The sequence below is a fragment of the Pseudoalteromonas sp. MM17-2 genome (genome assembly GCF_022347945.1).
Classification (GTDB): domain Bacteria; phylum Pseudomonadota; class Gammaproteobacteria; order Enterobacterales; family Alteromonadaceae; genus Pseudoalteromonas; species Pseudoalteromonas ruthenica.
In genome coordinates, this window is record NZ_JAKRFV010000009.1 from 51729 (window position 1) to 71462 (window position 19734).

General features: G+C 46.8%; 18 protein-coding genes. 14 read left to right on the top strand and 4 right to left on the bottom strand.

The annotated features are described in order from the left end of the window. Positions 1-66 precede the first annotated feature (66 nt). The gene (locus tag MHM93_RS09455) at positions 67-2811 is read right to left on the bottom strand and encodes a TonB-dependent receptor (RefSeq protein ID WP_239448884.1); all 2745 of its coding nucleotides are present in this window, start codon (positions 2809-2811) and stop codon (positions 67-69) included. Positions 2812-3387: 576 nt separating this feature from the next. Continuing rightward, positions 3388-3879: a hypothetical protein gene (locus MHM93_RS09460; protein ID WP_239448886.1), complete on the bottom strand. Its 492-nt coding sequence runs from the start codon at positions 3877-3879 to the stop codon at positions 3388-3390. A 310-nt stretch (positions 3880-4189) separates the two neighbouring features. Between MHM93_RS09460 and ccoN the strand changes: the two genes are divergently transcribed. The 11 genes from ccoN (at position 4190) to ttcA (ending at position 14089) form a co-directional block, all read left to right on the top strand. Further along, positions 4190-5623 (top strand): cytochrome-c oxidase, cbb3-type subunit I, encoded by a 1434-nt coding sequence (gene ccoN / locus MHM93_RS09465; protein ID WP_022943666.1) that lies wholly within the window; start codon positions 4190-4192, stop codon positions 5621-5623. Positions 5624-5633: 10 nt separating this feature from the next. Next, positions 5634-6254 (top strand): cytochrome-c oxidase, cbb3-type subunit II, encoded by a 621-nt coding sequence (gene ccoO, locus MHM93_RS09470; RefSeq protein WP_022943665.1) that lies wholly within the window; start codon positions 5634-5636, stop codon positions 6252-6254. Between the two features lie 5 nt (positions 6255-6259). Further along, positions 6260-6445 carry a CcoQ/FixQ family Cbb3-type cytochrome c oxidase assembly chaperone gene (locus MHM93_RS09475; RefSeq protein WP_045978669.1) on the top strand — a complete coding sequence of 62 codons (186 nt, stop codon included), beginning with the start codon at positions 6260-6262 and terminating at the stop codon, positions 6443-6445. Then, positions 6442-7410, top strand: a complete 969-nt coding sequence (gene ccoP, locus MHM93_RS09480) for a cytochrome-c oxidase, cbb3-type subunit III (RefSeq protein WP_022943663.1) — start codon at positions 6442-6444, stop codon at positions 7408-7410. The genes MHM93_RS09475 and ccoP overlap by 4 nt, the downstream gene beginning before the upstream one ends. Before the next feature lie 121 nt (positions 7411-7531). Next, positions 7532-8023, top strand: coding sequence for a FixH family protein (locus MHM93_RS09485; RefSeq protein WP_026110935.1), 492 nt, complete (start codon positions 7532-7534; stop codon positions 8021-8023). Then, positions 8024-10408: a heavy metal translocating P-type ATPase gene (locus MHM93_RS09490; RefSeq protein ID WP_239448888.1), complete on the top strand. Its 2385-nt coding sequence runs from the start codon at positions 8024-8026 to the stop codon at positions 10406-10408. Further along, positions 10405-10578, top strand: coding sequence for a cbb3-type cytochrome oxidase assembly protein CcoS (gene ccoS / locus MHM93_RS09495; RefSeq protein WP_022943660.1), 174 nt, complete (start codon positions 10405-10407; stop codon positions 10576-10578). Before MHM93_RS09490 ends, ccoS begins: the two co-directional genes overlap by 4 nt. Beyond that, a complete protein-coding gene (locus tag MHM93_RS09500) occupies positions 10565-11236 on the top strand; it encodes a sulfite exporter TauE/SafE family protein (RefSeq protein WP_239448890.1) in 672 nt (223 codons plus the stop codon). The genes ccoS and MHM93_RS09500 overlap by 14 nt, the downstream gene beginning before the upstream one ends. Before the next feature lie 37 nt (positions 11237-11273). Beyond that, a complete protein-coding gene (locus MHM93_RS09505; RefSeq protein WP_022943658.1) occupies positions 11274-12029 on the top strand; it encodes an FNR family transcription factor in 756 nt (251 codons plus the stop codon). A 103-nt stretch (positions 12030-12132) separates the two neighbouring features. After that, positions 12133-13056: a universal stress protein UspE gene (gene uspE, locus MHM93_RS09510; RefSeq protein WP_045978667.1), complete on the top strand. Its 924-nt coding sequence runs from the start codon at positions 12133-12135 to the stop codon at positions 13054-13056. Positions 13057-13177: 121 nt separating this feature from the next. Continuing rightward, positions 13178-14089 (top strand): tRNA 2-thiocytidine(32) synthetase TtcA, encoded by a 912-nt coding sequence (gene ttcA / locus MHM93_RS09515; RefSeq protein ID WP_045978666.1) that lies wholly within the window; start codon positions 13178-13180, stop codon positions 14087-14089. 42 nt (positions 14090-14131) lie between these two features. Here ttcA and MHM93_RS09520 read toward each other — a convergent pair whose 3' ends face one another. Then, a complete protein-coding gene (locus MHM93_RS09520) occupies positions 14132-14782 on the bottom strand; it encodes a DUF2987 domain-containing protein (protein ID WP_239448891.1) in 651 nt (216 codons plus the stop codon). Continuing rightward, complete coding sequence (locus MHM93_RS09525; RefSeq protein ID WP_239448895.1) at positions 14775-15590, bottom strand: glucosaminidase domain-containing protein; 816 nt, start codon at positions 15588-15590, stop codon at positions 14775-14777. The genes MHM93_RS09520 and MHM93_RS09525 overlap by 8 nt, the downstream gene beginning before the upstream one ends. Before the next feature lie 161 nt (positions 15591-15751). Here MHM93_RS09525 and MHM93_RS09530 point away from each other — a divergent pair, with 161 nt between their 5' ends. From MHM93_RS09530 to MHM93_RS09540, 3 genes are all read left to right on the top strand, one after another. Continuing rightward, a complete protein-coding gene (locus MHM93_RS09530; RefSeq protein WP_239448896.1) occupies positions 15752-17047 on the top strand; it encodes an anti-phage deoxyguanosine triphosphatase in 1296 nt (431 codons plus the stop codon). 89 nt (positions 17048-17136) lie between these two features. Further along, the gene (locus MHM93_RS09535; RefSeq protein WP_239448898.1) at positions 17137-18228 is read left to right on the top strand and encodes a DUF481 domain-containing protein; all 1092 of its coding nucleotides are present in this window, start codon (positions 17137-17139) and stop codon (positions 18226-18228) included. An 8-nt stretch (positions 18229-18236) separates the two neighbouring features. After that, positions 18237-19625, top strand: coding sequence for a DcaP family trimeric outer membrane transporter (locus MHM93_RS09540; protein ID WP_239448900.1), 1389 nt, complete (start codon positions 18237-18239; stop codon positions 19623-19625). Positions 19626-19734: the final 109 nt, after the last annotated feature.

Sequence of the window (19734 nt, forward strand, 5' to 3'; positions counted from 1 at the left end):
TTAGACACATAAAAAATGCCCATCAGCAAGCTGATGGGCATTTTATCACTCGTAGCTTAGCGCAGTTTAAAACTTAACGTTCACACCTGCGAAGAAGCGACGACCTAGTACATCATAAGTGTACGGGTCAGTGTTTGAGTCATTGTTACCTGTGTAGTACGGAGGCTGCTTATCAAACAAGTTGTTCACACCACCAGTTAGCGTTACTGCATCATTTACGATGTATGAACCACTTAGGTCGTGGTATGTAACACTAGGAGTTGTAGGTGCGTAACAGTCATCTTTTTCAAGACAGCTGAAGCTATCCATACCAGCAATGTAACGTGCTTGATACTGCATATCCCAGTTATCGCCCGAGACGTTCAAAGTGAAGTTTGACTTGATTTCAGCATAACCACCAGTACCTGATGTGATTAAACCTGCATAATCAACTGGCTCTTCAGTTGCTTGAACAATGTACTCGTCAAGGAAAGTTGTATCTAAACTTGTACGCCAGTTTAGACCTGCCGCTTCGAACGTATACTTAAGGTTCAAGTCGTAACCTGAAGTTTGCTCTGAACCAATGTTTTGCAACTGGTTGTTGAAAATAATACGACCAGTTGAGTCGATAGTTACATTAGCAGACTGGCAAAGTGCTAGACCAGAGTTCTTATCTGCGTCTTCAAGACAAGTATCAACGATGTACTGATTGTCTACTTCAGTGATTGCGTTCTCAATCTCAATGTCATAGTAATCAAGTGTCATTGAGAAGCCTTCGAACCAGCTTGGCTCATAAACTAGGCCTGCAGTTAGCGTGTCTGCTTCTTCAGGCATTAGATCTTGGTTACCACCTACAGTGACTTCTGCTTGGTCTTGCGCACCAGGGAATTCTACTTGCTCGAATGACGGAGAGTTACCAGAATATAGCTCGTCAACAGTTGGCGCACGGAATGCTGTTGAAACAACACTACGTAGCATTAGCTCTTCGTTAACTTTCCAAGTAAGACCTAGTTTCCATGTTTCGTCGCTACCGAACGTGCTGTAGTCGAACGCACGGATTGCTGCGCTTAGGTCAACCATTTCAGCAAAAGGCACATCTGCTAGAAGTGGTAGAGCGAATTCTACATACGCTTCGTTTACATCGAAGCCACCTGAGGTAGGTTCAACTGCTGGATCGTTAGCCAGACCCTGAGCTGTTAGTGAATCAGGCGTGTACCATGCTTTTTCTTGACGACGCTCAACACCTGCAGCGAATGCTGAGTAGCCAGCAGGCATTTCAAACATTTCGCCAGATACAGACGCAGACAAGATGAATAGTTGGCTACCACCGTTGTTTACTTCGGTGTAAATATTTTTGCGGAAATCTTCAGAAGTCCATGCAGCCTGATCAAGCGGGTTAAATGTACCTTCAACTTGACCTTCGTCATTTGTAAACATGATGCTGTCAGTAAGTGAACCTACGTTGTGTAGGTTGCTTAGCTTATCAACAGAGTCGTTACGACCGAAGTTAGCTGATACATCCCAAGCGTAGTCGCCTACAAAACCTTCCGCACCAATTACTGCACGAACAGTGTCTACAGACTGCTCGAAGAAACGAGGGCCTGTGTCGCTCATACGGCGACCATAGAAGATTTGGTCTCCATATGCGTAGTTAGCTGTTTCAGTGATGTACTCACCATCAGCATCACGGTCAGCAATGCCGTCACCATCACGGTCAACTTTTGAGTTGTATGTTTGACCTAGTAGTGAATCGCCCATCGCTTCATCGTACTTGAAGCCAAACCAGATTGGTTGCGGCGCCATTTGCTGCTGAGACCAACGCTTACTGTAGGTGAACTCAGTGAAAAGACGTGTGTCGTCTGTTAGCTCGTAGTTAGCGATACCTGTTAGGTTTAAACGCTCCATTGGCGTGTATAGGTAGCTATCAGGTGCGAAATTGTAACGATCTGCATCAGTGAACGGGTGCAGACCACCCATGCCGCTAAGGCCTGAGTCATTTAGCGCAAGACCTGAAGTGATTGGGTTACCGTCTTCGTCTACAGACTCACCTTTTTTGTTCACATCACCGATAACGCCATCTTGCCAAATGTGGCCACCTTGAGCGTATACAGAACCGCCGTTACAATTTAACTCACCGCCAGCTTCGGCAATTGGGCACTCAGAAAATTCACGGTCTGCTTGAGAAGCTTCGCCACGGTCTGTGTACTGAAGGCCAATTACAACGTTACCACGGTCAAAAGAACCACCTACAGTGATGTCGAACGAGCTTTCTTCTGCATCACCTTCACCGCTCATCGCAGTGTTAAGGTTCATGTCTAGACCTTCGAAGTTGTCTTTAAGGATGATGTTAACAACACCCGCTACCGCGTCAGTACCATATACTGCAGATGCGCCATCTTTCAGTACTTCAACTGATTTAATCATTGATACTGGGATAGTGTTAAGGTCAACAGTTGACGCTGCACCAGTACCAGAGTTAATCATACGACGACCATTTACAAGTACTAGCGTACGCTGAGCACCAAGACCACGTAGGTCGATACGCGCGTTACCGCCTGAACCATTGTTGATACCTGGGTTGGTCATGGCACCGCCGGTCGCAGTCATTTTTTGCAAAACGCTGTCGATGCTGGTTGCGCCCATCGCTTTGATGTCATCGGCGCCAATCAATGTAACTGGGCTAGCAGTTTCCATGTCGGCACGCTTGATGCGTGAGCCGGTCACTTGAATTTTTTCAATTGCTTCAGCTGAAGAATCTGCCGCAATTGCTTGAACACTTGAGAACATAGGCAGTGCCGCAGCAACGGCTAGCCCTAGTTGTGTCTTTTTCATATTAAACCCTACTTGTTGAATTTTTACCCATATCGGGCCGATAGCAGTTCATTTTTATATGAAGGTACTGCATAACGAGACGCAACTTAGGACTATTTAAATGAACAATAACTGAATGAAAGATTTAATTTTAACCCGCCTAAGCTGTGGGTATATAGATACATTACCCATGTAAAGAAATGTTATAAATGTATCAACCCACAAACCAGCAAAAGCAGGCAACCTACCCCACTTTCACACACTTATTTGACTAATGAAACTATGTGTACGCATTTTGTAATTCAATGTAACCAGCAGTAATTGTTTTAACTTAAATGATTATTTACAACCTATACACACAAACTTATTACCCCATTCAAAAACCTCCACTATTTTTTATAAGCGCACAGCGATCGCAATCAACTTGAGAATGATGCAAACACTTAACTTGAACGAATTTAATACAGGTTTGGATGATTTTTTATGCATATCAATTTACAGACACGCAGATATTCGCTGCGCAATAAAGACTTGCCGCACCAGCTTATCGACACCGAGTGAGCCAGTGCCTTCGTCTTTTAATATGCTGGGGTCGAGTTAATATGCTGGGGTCGAGATAAATTGGAAGTGATGAATTTGCTGTTGAGTGTTTTGTGCAGTTTCAACAACGAGTTGCCAGCGCATTGTTGGTTCACTGCAACTCCCTACTTGAGTGTTTGCAACCCAAGTGCCCGCGCCCACTTTGTTGAACAAAACCGGGATGCGTCCCATGTACATGCCAACACCCTCCAAGTGCGCTTTAATTACTTGAGTGTGCTTAGGCAGTGTTAGTTTTATCGCAAACGGGTTCTCAGGGTGAACCTGTTCAGCACTCAAGGCAAAGGTAATGTCTTGATGTGTTTGCTGCTGATGCTCGCAACAACTGGTATTCGGACTGAGATTTTCTATACTTGTCGTCGAGTCGCTGTCACAACCAGCGATAAGCAGTAATGTGCAGATCAGCACGCCAACACCAGAGCAAAGGGGGTGGCCGCTTGGGCGGTATTTTTTTTCACGCTCAACGCGTGGTGAAGTAATCGATTCTGTCACTGTATTACGTACTTGTAGCTAACACATTATTGGGCTGATGCTTTATTACACCAGAAGTCAGTTAAATTTTCCCCAACTTCTTGGGATAATTTGATTGAAGTCATTATTTTAGCCATTTGCGCTATCTTTTTAAGGTCAAAAATTTTATCATTTCGGCCGAAAATAATAAGCGTGTTTCGAGTGTGTTTTCTGAAATGCTCAAAGTGTTGAGGGTTTTAGATAGCGGGCTTGGAGCACAATCAGTAGGGCCTATTCGCATAGAATAGGTAATTCATTTCTAATCGCATAATAATGCAGCGGAAACCTGACAATGAGCCAAACAGTAGCATCACAAACTGAGTACAACTATAAAGTTGTTCGCCAATTCGCTATTATGACAGTGATTTGGGGCATCGTTGGCATGAGTGTCGGTGTTCTGATTGCCGCCCAGCTTGCCTGGCCAGCGTTGAACTTCGATACCCCATGGCTAACTTACTCTCGACTTCGTCCGTTACATACGAACGCAGTTATCTTCGCTTTCGGCACCAGTGCCCTTTTTGCAACGTCTTATTACGTTGTGCAACGCACCTGCCAAACCCGTCTTTTCTCCGACAAACTCGCGGCCTTCACGTTCTGGGGCTGGCAACTTGTCATCGTACTTGCAGCAATTACCTTACCTATGGGTATTACTAGCTCAAAAGAGTACGCTGAGCTTGAGTGGCCAATTGATATTCTGATTGCCGTCGTGTGGGTCTCGTATGCCGTGGTGTTCTTCGGCACGCTAATCAAGCGTAAGGTGTCACACATTTACGTGGCAAACTGGTTCTATGCTGGTTTCATTATCACGGTAGCCGTTTTACACATTGTGAACAGCATGGCCGTGCCTGTCTCGCTGACCAAGTCATACTCCATTTATGCCGGTGCAGTGGATGCCATGGTGCAATGGTGGTACGGCCACAACGCAGTAGGTTTCCTACTGACAGCGGGCTTCCTTGGAATGATGTACTACTTCGTTCCTAAACAAGCGGGGCGTCCTGTGTACTCGTACCGTTTATCGGTTGTACACTTCTGGGCACTTGTATCTCTTTACATTTGGGCTGGTCCTCACCACCTACACTACACTGCTCTGCCAGACTGGACACAGTCGCTAGGCATGGTGATGTCGGTGATTCTATTCGTACCTTCTTGGGGTGGGATGATCAACGGTATCATGACCCTGTCGGGCGCGTGGCACAAATTGCGCACAGACCCAGTACTGCGTTTCTTGGTGGTATCACTGTCATTCTACGGCATGTCGACTTTCGAAGGCCCGATGATGGCTATCAAATCGGTAAACGCCCTATCTCACTACACTGACTGGACCGTAGGTCACGTACACTCTGGTGCGCTTGGTTGGGTAGCGATGATTTCTATTGGTGCAATCTATCACCTAATCCCGGCATTGTTCGGCCATGGTCGCATGTACAGCATCAAGCTGGTTAACACGCATTTCTGGCTACACACTGTGGGCGTTGTACTTTACATCGTGGCAATGTGGATTTCAGGTGTAATGCAGGGTCTAATGTGGCGTGCAGTGAACGAAGACGGCACCTTAATGTACAGCTTCGTACAATCACTAGAAGCGTCTTATCCCTTCTACATCATGCGTTTCCTAGGCGGTGTATTCATCGTAACGGGTATGTTGGTTATGGCTTATAACTGTTATCGCACCATTGCTGCCAAAAAAGGCGCAATCGCTGACGATACACAGGCACAACCAGCTTAAGGGGTAGATGATGAGCAATAAAAACTCTAGCAACAAACACGAAATTGTTGAAAAGAACGTCGGCCTAATGGCCATCCTAACGGTGTTCGCGATTAGCTTTGGTGCACTTGTGGAAATCACCCCGCTGATGTTCCAAAAAGACACTACTGAGCCTGTAGATGGGCTTCGCCCACTCACAGCGCTTGAGCTTGAAGGCCGTGATATCTATGTTCGTGAAGGTTGTTACAACTGTCACTCACAGATGATCCGTCCTTTCCGTGACGAGGTAGAGCGCTATGGTCACTACTCGGTGGCTGGTGAGTCGGTATGGGATCACCCTTTCCAATGGGGCTCAAAACGTACCGGTCCTGACCTTGCACGTGTAGGCGAGCGCTACTCTGACGATTGGCACTACGCCCACCTTATGGACCCACGCGCTGTGGTTCCAGAGTCAAACATGCCAGCTTTTCCTTGGTTGGATGAAAACGTACTTGATGGCGAGTTAACGGCTAAGAAAATGGAAGTATTCCAGGATTTTGGCGTGCCTTATACGGATGAAGACATTCAAGGCGCCAAAGAAGCGGTGCAAGGCAAAACCGAAATGGAAGCCTTAATCGCCTACTTGCAACAACTTGGCACACACTTGAAGTAATTATTATGGATTACGGCACGTTCAGAGGCATTTTAACTCTGGTAATAATGGTACTTTTTATCGTGATTGTGTTGTGGGCATTCAGTAAGCGCAGTAAGAAGCGCTTCGACGACGCAGCCAACTCGGTGTTTGAAGACGAAAAGAAACACCAAAACACAATCACACATGAGGAAAAGGAGTCTGAGAAATGACTAGCTTTTGGAGTATTTGGGTCATCGTGTTAACAGTGGCCTGTCTAGCTCTCATTTTTGCTCTACTAGTTTGGAACTTGAAAAACTATGTGGGTGTAAAAGAGGGTGAAAGTTGTGGCCACGAATTTGATGGCATTGAAGAGGTGAACAACCCACTACCAAAATGGTGGACATACATGTTCTTCGCCACCTTTATTTGGGCAGTGTTTTACCTTGCTGCTTACCCTGGTTTAGGTAACTTTGAAGGCCTATTTAAGTGGAAAAGCTCGAACCAAGGCATTACGTCTTTAGAAGAGTCAAAGCAAGCCGTCAGTGAAGCCGAAGAAAACGGCTACCGTATTCAGCTTGACGATGAAATTCGTGCCGCTGAAAAACGCTATGGCCCTATCTTTGAGTCTTTTGCCAAGCGTGATGTACTTGACTTAGCAGCGGATGAAAAGGCGTTAGAAATTGGTCAACGTTTGTTCTTACAAAACTGCGCACAATGTCACGGCTCTGATGCGCGTGGCGGTGACGGCTTCCCTAATCTGACCGATAATGATTGGTTATATGGTGGCTCGCCAGATAAGATCAAAGAAACATTACTGCATGGTCGTGTAGCTGCCATGCCGAGCTGGGAAGCTGCATTGGGTGACCAAGGTATCAAAGAGATGACCGCCTATGTACTTAGCCTTTCTGGGCGTACAGTTAACCAAAAAGACGCTGAGGCCGGTGCCGCTAAGTTCGCTATGTGTGCTGCCTGTCACGGTGCTGATGGTAAAGGCTCTGTTGCTCACAACCTACCGTTTGGGGCGCCTAACCTTACCGATAACATTTGGTTATACGGTAGTGGCTCAAAGCGTTCAGTTGAAGAAACGCTACGTAACGGTCGCGCCGGTGTCATGCCCGCTTGGAAAGAAATTCTTGGCGAGGACAAAGTTCACCTGTTAACGGCATACGTATACAGCCTGTCTCAGGAAAAATAATCGCTTAGATTAATTGAAATCAAAAAGCCTCCTAATTTGGAGGCTTTTTTTTGGGAATTTTTGTTCTAATACCGTAAAATAGCAGCCACTATTCGGCAATATGAAGTGCGTTATGAAAGCAGTGTCTCCCCCTTGGTATAAGCAGTTTTGGCCTTGGTTTCTGTTGTTTTTCCCACTAGTGACAATAATAGCCTGCATCGGTCTTATCACCTTCGCTGTTGGCAACGGCCCTGATATGGTAGTGGATGATTATTACAAAAAAGGCAAGGCCATCAACCTCGAGCTGAGCAAGTTTAATAAAGCCAAAGCGCTCTACTTACACGGCGACCTTGATATTGACCAAGAGCGTGTGGTGTTCCGCTTTACCAAAGGCGACGCATCAAAAGTTGCAGCGCTCAATATCGGCCTGTATCACCGCACCATTGAAGAAAAAGATATTCGTTTTAGACTCACGCAAAATGCCCGTGGTGAATTCACGGCGCTATTAGACTCCCCTATCCCACAGGGTGCTTACACTGTGTTTATTACTCCTTTTGATGACAGCTGGAAGCTAAAAGAAAATATTCAGCTGCCCTTGAACGGCACCGTAAAAGTTGACCCTGAGTATAAGTAAATGAGCGCAAAGACGTGTTTTCACTGTCTTGAGCCAGTTCCGGCTGGCTTTAATGAATCGGTCACCATTCAAGGTCATGCGCAGCCCATGTGTTGCATTGGCTGTAAAGCTGTCGCCCAGACCATCGTTGACCAAGGCATGACCGATTATTATAAGTATCGCACAGAGTCTGCCGGTAAAGTCGAACAGCTCGTGCCAGAGCAACTTGCACTTATAAAAAGCTACGACCAAGAAAGTATTCAGCAAGAGTTTGTGGCTCATCAAGGCGACGATAAAGAGGTACTGCTCAGTGTCGAAGGGATCAGTTGTGCTGCCTGCGCTTGGCTGATTGAAAGGCAACTGCTCGCCCATCAGGGTGTAAAACGTGTTGATGTTAATACCTCCACTCATCGCGCCATGGTGGTGTGGAACGACGAACAGGTCAAGCTCAGCACCTTGATCACCAGTCTCGCTGAGATCGGTTATAAGAGTTACCCTTTTCAAGCTGATAGTGAAGCAGCACAAAAACAGGCAACAGCCAAGAGCTTTATCCGTCGCCTTGGCGTCGCGGGCCTGATGACCATGCAGGTGATGATGTTCGCCTTTGCCATGTACTTTGGCATGTTCTCGGGCATGGAGGAGAACTTTGAGCAATACTTCCGCTGGATCAGTTTAACCCTTGCTACGCCCGTAATTTTTTACTCTGCACTGCCCTTTTTAACCAATGCCATCAGTGGTCTTCGCGCTAAACAATTAAATATGGATGTGCCGGTATCGCTGGCAATATTCGGTGCTTACTTTGCCAGCTGCTTTGCCACACTGACCGAGCAAGGCGAAGTGTATTTCGAATCCATTTGTATGTTTACCTTCTTGCTGTTACTGGGTAAGTATTTAGAGTTTCGCGCTCGCCTTAAAGCCAGTGAATTTACCGCTAATTTGCAAAAATTACTGCCCCTAACAGCGCGCAAAGTAGAGAATAATGAAGAGCATATAACTAGCGCTAAATTACTCGTCTTAGGCGATATTGTACGCGTCAAAGCCGGCGAAACCATTGCCGCTGACGGCGTGGTGATTGCGGGGCATTCCAGTGTTGATGAGTCAATGATGACCGGCGAGCACCACCCTGTGACTAAGCGTGTAGGCGACCAAGTCCATGCTGGCACTCTCAACCATGACGGCATACTGACGATAGAGATCAATAAAGTGGGCCAAAATACCTTGGTCAACCAAATCATCAGACTGCAACACTCAGCATTAAGCCAACGCCCGCGCACAGCCCAAGTAACCGACAAGGTTGCCCAGTGGTTTGTTGCCTGCTTACTCATTTTTGCCTCGATTACCGCAGCAGCTTGGTACAGTATTGCTCCCGAGCACGCCTTTTGGATCACCATTGCGGTGTTAGTTGCAACTTGCCCATGTGCACTGAGTTTGGCCATCCCCACCGCACTAACCTGTGCTGTGGCCAACCTCACCAAGCGCGGGGTGTTAATCAAACAGTCTCATGTGTTAGAGACAGCCACCAAGCTCACCAAGGTGGGCTTTGATAAAACGGGTACCCTGACGTTAGGGCGCTTTGTTATTGACCACACGGAAATACTAGATAACGCCTACGACGAGCAGCAAATACATACATTGGCCAGCGCTTTAGAAGCGTATTCCGAGCACCCCATAGCCAAAGCGTTTACCGAGAGTGCGAGTGCTGCTACCCAACTAGTCATCACCGATGCCCAAGTACACACAGGTTATGGGGTGGCTGGTATTTGGCAAGGTCAGCGTGTGCACATTGGTAAAGCGAGCTGGTTTGCAGGCCCGCAACCTAAAAATGCGCAGGCGGTGTTATATGTAAACGAATCCGCCGTGGCCGCATTCTTTTTACAAGATAAAGTAAGAGAATATGCACAAGAGCTGCAACAGGAGTTAAAACATCAAGGCATTGAGCGCGTGATGCTTACTGGCGACCCCTCTGATAAAGGTGCCCAATTAAGCCAGCAACTGCAATTAGATGCATGTCACAGTGCGCTGCTGCCACAAGACAAATTAGCACTGATGCAATTGTGGCATAATCAAGGAGATATCTGTGCCATGGTTGGCGACGGCGTCAATGACAGTCCGGTATTTAACGCCGCACATTTATCGATTGCGATGGATAGCGGCGCCGATATTTCGAAGAACACCGCCGATGTGGTATTGTTAAACAGCGATTTACGTTCGGTGTCTAAGCTTATCACCATTGCCAAAAAAACACGCCGAATTGTTCGTCAAAACTTGGCACTGTCGCTGTGTTATAACGGCGCTATCTTGCCTTTGGCAGCGATGGGCCTCGTGGCGCCGTGGATGGCGGTCATAGGTATGTCTGCCAGCTCCATTATTGTTATTACCAACTCGTTGCGACTATTACGCCTATGAGCATTATTTATGTGTTAATCCCTATCGCTATTTTGTTCGTGATTATTGCCATCGGCATTTTCTTTTGGGCAGTCAAAAGCGAGCAATTTTCCGACTTAGATAAACAAGGCCACAGCATTCTCTTTGAGGACGACAAAGAAGAGCACGACAAGAGCAATGAGCGAGATTAACTTTATCGCTGCTTTGCTTATGGGCCTTGCCGGCAGCGGCCACTGCGTTGCTATGTGTGGCGGTATCGCCGGTAGTTTTCAATTGGCCAGTAAAGACCTTAACGCCGTCGGTGCAGCCAGTGCTTACAACATAGGTCGGCTATTTAGCTACACCCTAGCGGGTGCCCTTGTAGGAGGGCTAAGTGCTGCCTTTGCCAAGCAGAGTAACATCCTCAGCCAAGTATTAAGCTTATTCAGCGCAGTCTTTATGGTGTTGGTTGGCCTGTACGTGATGCGGCTATTTAATGCCCTTGGCCCAGTGGAAAAAGCCGGACAATGGGCTTTGTGGCGCCATATCGTAAAACTAAACCGCTACCTAATGCCAATTAATACCTATCCCAAGGCCCTGGGTTATGGTGCACTTTGGGGGTGGCTGCCATGTGGTTTAGTTTACAGCGCGCTAACTTGGGCTATCACCAGCCAAAGCGCGATTAATGGCGCACTATTTATGTTATGCTTTGCGCTTGGGACACTCCCTGCCATGTTGGCATTAGGATTAGGCGCCCAATTTATAAAGCGTGGCCTCAATCACCCATGGGTGCGCCTAGCACTTGGTAATCTATTACTTTGGTATGGGTTGTATAGCCTTATTGTTGCAAGCCAACCTCTACTGACGTAGATTTAACACAAACATTCAGTTCACCTTGGATAGTAAAATGGACGTAAAACCAACCCTTTCAGGTAAATACGCAGGTAAGTCAAACTGTGCCATTAGTTGCACAAACTGCTCTATTTCCCAACTGTGTCTGCCGTATAGCCTCAATGGCGATGAAATGGATCGTCTCGACGATATCATTGAGCGCAAAAAACCGTTGCACAAAGGGGATTTCCTGTTTGAATCTGGAGACGAACTGAAGTCCATTTTTGCCGTGCGCAGTGGCTCGTTTAAATCCTTTACTCTATCAGAGCAAGGTGAGGAACAAATCACCGGATTCCACTTAGCGGGCGACTTAGTTGGTTTTGATGGTATTCAAACCATGAAACATCAAAGCTTTGCCCAAGCCTTAGAAACATCTATGGTGTGCGAGATCCCCTTCGCTACGCTCGACGAATTAGCAGGGAAGTTACCGAAGCTGCGCCAGCAGATTATGCGCTTAATGAGTAACGAAATTAACTACGACCAAGAAATGTTATTGCTGCTAAACAAAAAAACCGCTGAGCAGCGCCTAGCCTCTTTCTTGTTCACCTTATCACGCCGCTTCAGCGAGCGTGGGTTCTCAGCCAGAGAGTTTCGTCTCACTATGACGCGCGGTGAAATTGGTAATTACCTAGGCCTCACAGTTGAGACCATCAGCCGCTTATTAAGCCGCTTCCAAAAAGGGGGGTTCATCCGTGTAGACGGTAAGTTCATCACCATTGAAGATCATGAAACCCTGGCCCACACGGCTGCGATAAGTTTGCCAAGCGATTGATCTAACTCAAACTCACAGACTGCGCCCCCTTTTCAATTGCGTTAATTGCGTTACACTGAAATGGTGTATATTACAATTCGCTTGGTAATGCAGGAGGCGCACAATGGATAAAATTAAACGTATTTTAGCTGTGGTTGATCCCACCGTGGAGCAGCAACAGAGTTTGTCTCGGTCTATCGAACTGGCGCGAAAAAGCGGTGCGCAAATCACCGCGTTCCTGTCCATCTATGATTTTTCTTATGAAATGACCACAATGCTCAGTGCCGAAGAGCGCGAAGCCATGCGCAAAGCGGTGCTCAGTGAAAAAGAGCAGTGGTTGAAAACCCTCACTCACCAATACCAAGATGTGCAATTTGACACCAAAGTGGTGTGGCATAACCGCCCTTTCGAAGCCATTATTCGCGAAGTGCTCGGCCATGATTATGATCTAGTCGTCAAAGGCACACACCAACATGACACGCTAAAATCGGTGATCTTTACGCCTACCGATTGGCACTTGATCCGTAAATGCCCGGCTCCTTTATTGCTAGTTAAAGATCATAATTGGCCAGTAGGCGGTGCAGTGGTGGCTGCGGTTAATGCTTCCAGTGATGATGAGCAACACCAAGCGCTTAATCAACGCATTGTTCAAGACGCTAAATTTATCGCCCAACTAGCTCAGGGCGACCTGCATTTAGTTAATGCTTACCCGGCAACACCGGTGAATATTGCTATTGAGATCCCGGAGTTTAATCCCTCACAGTACAATGAAACGGTGAAAGAGCACCATCTCAATTCAACGCGAGAATTAGGCGCTCAACATGGTATCGCCACGCACCATCAACATGTGGAGGAAGGTTTGCCTGAGGATGTGATCCCTCGGATTGCGAAAAAGCTCGACAGTGAACTTGTGGTGATGGGCACTGTGGGCCGCACCGGTCTTAGTGCGGCTCTTGTCGGCAACACCGCTGAGCATGTTATCGATAGTCTTGATTGTGATGTTTTGGCGCTGAAACCCGATGGCTATCACTCCCCGCTTGAGGACTAATCTGCAACCATTACACACTATCTGTCATTTGGGCGGCGCTAATGCCGCCTTTTTCTTGATGCCGCTGCACTGTATGCCTATAATACGCGCCTTTAAAATGAGCCGTAACAAGGGTGTCTAGGTGTCGCATTCAGCACAAGCCAAAGCGCAATATAACTTCAATAAACTGCAAAAGCGGCTACGCCGCCATACAGGTCAAGCCATTGCTGACTTCAATATGATTGAAGAAGGCGACCGCATCATGGTGTGCTTATCCGGCGGTAAAGACAGCTACACCCTACTCGATATTTTACAAAACCTACAACGCTCAGCGCCGGTACGCTTTGAGCTGTTTGCGGTGAATTTAGACCAAAAACAACCCGGCTTTCCTGAGCATGTGCTGCCCGAATACTTGGATGGTTTAGGTATTGAGTACAAAATTGTTGAAGAAGACACGTACTCGATTGTTAAAGATAAAGTGCCTGAGGGTAAAACCACCTGCTCGCTGTGCTCGCGCTTACGCCGTGGTATCTTATATCGCACCGCTAAAGAGCTCGGAGCAACTAAAATTGCTTTAGGCCACCACCGTGATGACATGATTGAAACCTTGTTTTTAAATATGTTCTATGGCGGAAAAATGAAAGGCATGCCAGCCAAGCTAATGAGCGATGACGGCCAGCACATGGTGATCCGCCCACTGGCCTATTGTAAAGAAGCTGATATCAGTGCATACGCACAACAAAAAGAGTTTCCAATCATTCCTTGCAACTTGTGTGGCTCGCAAGAAAACTTACAAAGACAGAACATCAAGGCGATGCTGCAGCAGTGGCATAAAGAATCACCTGGGCGTATTGAAAGCATCTTTACCGCCATGCAAAACGTGGTGCCCTCACATATGGCTGATACTTCGCTGTTTAACTTTGCACAGCTGCAAACCGGTGAAGTAATAGATGGCGGCGATATTGCGTTGGATAAAGCCCAGTTCGACACACCAACTGTTCCCGAAGAAGAACACTCTGACAGTGGTGTAAAAATTCAAGCCATTGAGCTGTAAGAGTATAATAAGGCCGCTTTTCAAGCGGCCTTATTCCTTTCTCTACTGCGCTATCCATGGCGTAATTCGGTGAATCTGCGTGCCTTCTACTAAGGTGTTATTATTGTCTTGCCACTGCTGCTCAATCGACACCTTACATTGCAAGCCTTGGCACTGCCAGCTGTCTGGCACCTTCGCCGGCAGCGTATCAGCAAAGTGTAGTTGCACCCCTTTATGTTCAGGTAACAAAAACGGCATCAGCGTACCGACAAAAAAGCCAGATAAGTCGCCAATTAAATCATCAAACTCTTGCTCGATGGTATAAGCTTGCGCATAGGTTAATCGTGTAAACGGTCCTAGCGCTTCAATTTGCATACTCAACTGGCACTGTCCTGACTGTGGCGTTGCTATGACCATAGCTTTATGGGTATCTAGTTGCTTGTCAAAGGGCAAGAACAGTTGCCCGTTATCGTCATAAGTTAAAGGAAAGCGTTCGCGCTCGGTCACGATTTTGCCTTCCTTTAGCACGCAATTTTCTGCATTTTCATAGGTTTTTAAGTAAAAGCCGACTTTAGCGTGTTGGAAATTGCCTTCGTTGACAACCTCCATACGGTCGAAAAAGCCATCGTAAGACATCACCACAGGCTCATCTGTTGGCTGCGCATTCACAGCCATTGAACACATTAATGTGGCAATAAAAAGGCATTTATTCATCGAAGTAAGTCCTGTTATGGTCAATCATCGCTTGCAGCTCTTCAATATAGGCTTCACCGCGCTCAGAGTAAGACATTAACCCATACGTCAGCGCCTTGGCATCGATTGGCTGTTGTGCTTTACGTAAGTCGGCGCGAATATCGCGTAATTCACGATACGCGCTGTTGGTGTTGATATTGTAAAAATAGGCATTCACCGCCTCTTGCACTGACTGATACACTGCAACCTCATGCTTTGCCCCTTGGTTGCGGCGCTTTGGCACCATACCGCAGCCCTTACTAAAGCACCATTGCCCAAAAAAGTTAAGTCCGATGCGGGCAAAACGTGAGGTACCCCATGCCGACTCATTGGCCGCCTGCATCATGACTAATTCTTTAGGGATCACATCCACTCTGCGCAATGCTTGGCGCAATGATAATTCACTAATTTGTTCATCTCCCAGCCCATATTCAGCGAAAATATCGCTGACTTTATCAATCTGCACTTCAGTAAGTGGCTCATCAAATTGGGTCATCATCAGGGCGATTTCTAACACTGCACGCTGTGAGCGTAACTTAGCATTCGCTTTTTCAATAGGCTCGCGAATAAAGTCAAAGAACGCCGCCTTTTTCTGTTTTACATCCTTTATCGCAGCAAAATTAGGTAGCTTAACGTTGTGCAGAGGTTTTTCCGGCACTGTTGGCTTTTCTACAGTGGGCTGCTCCTCACGTGGCTGAGTGTCTGCGACACGGGTTCCCCATATGAACGGGTATAACAATGCAGTCACACAGATTATTACGGTTATTAGCAGTCCAAGCTTTTTTATCATGAATCCTCCACGAGCCCCCAAGGCCAGATCAAAAAACGCGGCATTATATCGCGAACATGGTTGTTTTAAAAACGCAATCTGAACACTCGGGTGATTGAAAAGACTTTGTTTTATTTATAGTTTACACTTTGCACAGTGCAAAGGATCAGATTGAGGAAGCCATGCAGCATATCTGGCAACAACGGCGCGCCGATGAACACAAACACCGCCCTAATGACAATCGCTCATCCTGGCAAGTGGATCGCTCACGTATTATTCATGCCGCAGCGTTTCGCCGCCTGCAAGCCAAAACCCAAATTATGGGTATTGGCCTGAATGACTTTTATCGCACTCGCTTAACCCACTCTTTGGAAGTTTCGCAAATTGGCAGCGGTCTATTACGTCATCTCAGTCGACAACATCCAGATATTACTTGTCTTCCTGATGAGTCATTACTTGAAACCTTGTGTTTAGCCCATGATATTGGTCATCCACCATTTGGCCATGGCGGTGAAATTGCCCTGAATTATATGATGCGCGAACACGGTGGCTTCGAGGGCAATGCGCAAACCTTGCGGATCGTCGCGAAGTTAGAGCCCTACACGCAGGGCTACGGCATGAACCTAACCCGACGCACTTTACTGGGGTTTATAAAGTATCCAGCGCTTATTGATACACTTTGGCACACTCACCCAGAGCAAAACGCCAAACAACAATTTATAAAAGCGCACGATTGGCGCCCGGCGAAAGGCTTATACAATGATGACCAAGATTTGCTTGATTGGATTTTGGCGCCGCTCGATGACTCACAACGCCAACGCTTTACTAGCCATGAGCAGTATGATGCATATCGCCACAAAACCCGTTATAAATCCCTCGATGCCGCCATTATGGAATTGGCAGATGACATTGCTTATGCGGTGCATGATCTTGAAGATGCGATTGCCACCGAGCAAATCACTGTCCACGATTGGCAGGCTCATGGCGAGCCAGCACTTGCTCAAATCGATTGTCCTTGGCTAAATGACAGCCGCATCACTGAACGGCTTTTCTTTGGCTGTGAAGCGCAGCGTAAAGACATCATTGGTGAGTTAGTTAACTTGTTCATTACCCAATCCCGACTTGAGCAAACAGACACCCGTTTTGGGTGCGATATTTTGCGCTATCAAGTGATCCTGCCCAGCGCTTACATGAGTTTATTAAACGCGCTCAAACGCTTTATTTATAAACGCCTTATTCGCGCCCCACATATGCAGCAAATTGAATTTAAAGGACAAAAACTAATCATGGAATTATTTGCCGCATTTGCCAGTGATCCCCTACGCTTGCTGCCGGAAACAACCGCATTGAGTTATCGTAAAGCCGAGCAACAGGGCGATAATCCTTTACGCGTGCTATGTGATTACCTCAGTGGCATGACCGATGAGTATGCATACAAAACTTATCAACGGTTGTTTGCGCCGACCATCGGTGTTTAGCTACATAGTAGGAACACAGCAATTGCTTTACGTTCGTCTAAACTAATGAGGCAATTACGAAACGTCTGAGTATTCAAGGACCGACACCAATGCATTACCCTTTATGCTTACTGGCGTTGCTCATAAGTACTAGCAATAATGCCAACACAACCAGTTCGTTGCCTGATACCTTACTAGAGGAGCGTCAGGTCGTTATCAAACAAGCCGATAAATACGACTGGTTACGCCTAAATTCCGGAGAGTGGCTTAAAGGAGAGCTGAAATCGCTCTATGACAAAAAAGTGGAATTTGAAAGCGATATTCTCGATACCCTGATCATTGATCAAGAAGATATTTATATGGTCATATCTGGGCGCTCTCACAGTGTGCGCTTTAATGACGGCACAGTGCAACAAGGGTCGCTGAATATATCCGGAGGCTATGTGGTTGTGGGAAACAGTCCTTCGCAATATCGCTATCAAGACTTAGTTTCTATTGCGCCTAGTGCCGAAGACGAGCTGAGCGCTTGGTCTATTAAGGTCGGCGTAGGCGCGAATTTAAGCAGAGGGAATACCGAACAAACCGAGCTCTCGGCCAGTGTTGATATAAAACGTCGGACGGCCAGTAACCGGTTACTCATTACCGCGCTGGCAGATCGTACATCAAACGACGATAAGGTGACTGAAAACAATGTCCGAGCGAATGGCACCTTTGATTGGTTTTATACCAGCTCACTGTATTTTCGCCCGGTATTTTTTGAGTATTACCGCGACCCTTTTCAAAATATCGATAACAAATACACCCTGGGTGCTGGTTTTGGCTACTACTTAATAGACACAGATAAACTGGAATGGGATATCGGTGCGGGGCCAGCCTATCAACGAACCGAGTTTAGTGATGTTGCTGCGGGGCAAGATACCAGTAATTCCTCCACCTCTTTTTATTTTGAGTCAAATTTGGATTACGAATGGCGCACCAATGTAGATTTAAAGTTTGACTATCGCTTCACCTTTGCCGAGAACGCCTCAGGTGGTAATGCTCAACATGCTCTTGCTGGCGCTTCTATTGATATAACTAACGACATAGATTTGGACTTATCATTGGTGTGGGATCATCTTGCCTCCCCTGTGGCTAATGCCGATGGCAGTATTCCCAAGCAGGATGACTACAAGATGATTGTTTCTTTGGGTGTTGAACTTTAGGAGAGCCAATGAAATTTCTGCCATTAAATGTTGTCACCGCAGCGCTCTTGTCTGTGCTGTGCTATAGCGCCAATAGTCATGCACAAAGTATAGAACAGCGTCTCAGTGCGCTTGAACAGCGCCTCAGCGAGCTAGAAAAGCAGTTGGCTGCTAAAGATAAAAAAATCGCTGCATTGGAGCGCGAACAAAAACGCACCCAAGTAGTGGCCAATAATGCCAAGGTCTCAGCGATAGAGGCGCAGCAAGTGCTCTTTAATGACACCACCCGACCGAGTCACCGTTTTGCCGCCCCCGCCAAAAGTATTCGCTTAAGCGACTCAACGACGACGTTGCAACTAGGTGGACAAATTTGGCTTGATGCTATATATAATCACGGCGAAATGACGAATCGTGCCGGCTTTCAAACCTCTTCTATTGCTTATGATGACAACACCACCAACGACAACACGCTGTTGAGCGCTGGCCAATCTAAGCTGTCGTTTCGCAGCCATACGCCCACCCACTATGGTGATATGACCACGCGCTTTGAATTCGATATGTTTGATGACCAAGGTAATGCCGATTTTCACCTGACTCACCTGTGGGGTGAGCTTGGGAATTGGGGAGCAGGACAAACCTTTTCCGGGTTTATGGACATCAATTCATTTCCCAACATCATTGATTATTGGGGTCCCACTGCCATGGTGTTTACCCGTCAACCACAAATCCGCTATCGCACTGAACAAAGCGCATCGGGGGCAACATGGATGGTGACCATGGAGCGCTCTGACGCCGACTTGGCATTTCCTCGAGATATCGACCCCGCGACCCTTTCTTTCAATGAGCAGAACGATTGGCCAGACGCTACGCTCAGTTATCAGCAGCGTTTCACAGATGGCTACATAAAAGCCGCCCTATTACTACGTAGCTTAGGCTTTGAAACATCGACCCAAGAAGACTCGGTAACTGGATGGGGTATCAATGTCACTGGCAATTATGCCCTTGATAAAACTCATTTATTGAAGTTCCAATTTGCAACTGGCGAAGGCATCGCCCGCTATATCAATGACCCGTGTTGCAGTATATACAGCGCTATCACCGGGGGCAGCGATGCAGGCTTAAACAGCAACGGCGATTTACAAGCAATTGGTATCAGTGGCGGGTTTGTGTATCTCGATAAGCAATGGAGTGAGCGCTTTACATCTAGCCTAGGGGTAAGCTACGTCGACGTTGACAACCTTGCTACGCAACACGCTAGAGCATTTAATAACAGTCTCTACAGCACTATTAACCTTATTTGGAACCCAACTATGATGTCCCGTTTAGGCGTGGAGCTACAATACGGGGAAGTAGAGAGTTTTGCCGGTGAGCAGGCTGATAACCTGCGCCTGCAAACCTCATTTGGCTTTAAGTATTGAAGCGATGATTTACTAGCGTTATTGCTTAGCAAGCATTTAATCTTTGGTTCATAAGGCGCGTGCTTAAATCGCCGCCCTGATGTTATGGCCTTTTTATCGGCCCGGGTTT

Bases quoted from the DNA above. Each gene is read 5' to 3' on its own strand.
- MHM93_RS09455 (WP_239448884.1), bottom strand. From the start codon at position 2,811: ATGAAAAAGACACAACTAGGGCTAGCCGTTGCTGCGGCACTGCCTATG.
- ccoN (WP_022943666.1), top strand. From the start codon at position 4,190: ATGAGCCAAACAGTAGCATCACAAACTGAGTACAACTATAAAGTTGTT.
- ccoO (WP_022943665.1), top strand. From the start codon at position 5,634: ATGAGCAATAAAAACTCTAGCAACAAACACGAAATTGTTGAAAAGAAC.
- MHM93_RS09475 (WP_045978669.1), top strand. From the start codon at position 6,260: ATGGATTACGGCACGTTCAGAGGCATTTTAACTCTGGTAATAATGGTA.
- ccoP (WP_022943663.1), top strand. From the start codon at position 6,442: ATGACTAGCTTTTGGAGTATTTGGGTCATCGTGTTAACAGTGGCCTGT.
- MHM93_RS09490 (WP_239448888.1), top strand. From the start codon at position 8,024: ATGAGCGCAAAGACGTGTTTTCACTGTCTTGAGCCAGTTCCGGCTGGC.
- ccoS (WP_022943660.1), top strand. From the start codon at position 10,405: ATGAGCATTATTTATGTGTTAATCCCTATCGCTATTTTGTTCGTGATT.
- MHM93_RS09500 (WP_239448890.1), top strand. From the start codon at position 10,565: ATGAGCGAGATTAACTTTATCGCTGCTTTGCTTATGGGCCTTGCCGGC.
- MHM93_RS09505 (WP_022943658.1), top strand. From the start codon at position 11,274: ATGGACGTAAAACCAACCCTTTCAGGTAAATACGCAGGTAAGTCAAAC.
- uspE (WP_045978667.1), top strand. From the start codon at position 12,133: ATGGATAAAATTAAACGTATTTTAGCTGTGGTTGATCCCACCGTGGAG.
- MHM93_RS09520 (WP_239448891.1), bottom strand. From the start codon at position 14,782: ATGAATAAATGCCTTTTTATTGCCACATTAATGTGTTCAATGGCTGTG.
- MHM93_RS09525 (WP_239448895.1), bottom strand. From the start codon at position 15,590: ATGATAAAAAAGCTTGGACTGCTAATAACCGTAATAATCTGTGTGACT.
- MHM93_RS09530 (WP_239448896.1), top strand. From the start codon at position 15,752: ATGCAGCATATCTGGCAACAACGGCGCGCCGATGAACACAAACACCGC.
- MHM93_RS09535 (WP_239448898.1), top strand. From the start codon at position 17,137: ATGCATTACCCTTTATGCTTACTGGCGTTGCTCATAAGTACTAGCAAT.
- MHM93_RS09540 (WP_239448900.1), top strand. From the start codon at position 18,237: ATGAAATTTCTGCCATTAAATGTTGTCACCGCAGCGCTCTTGTCTGTG.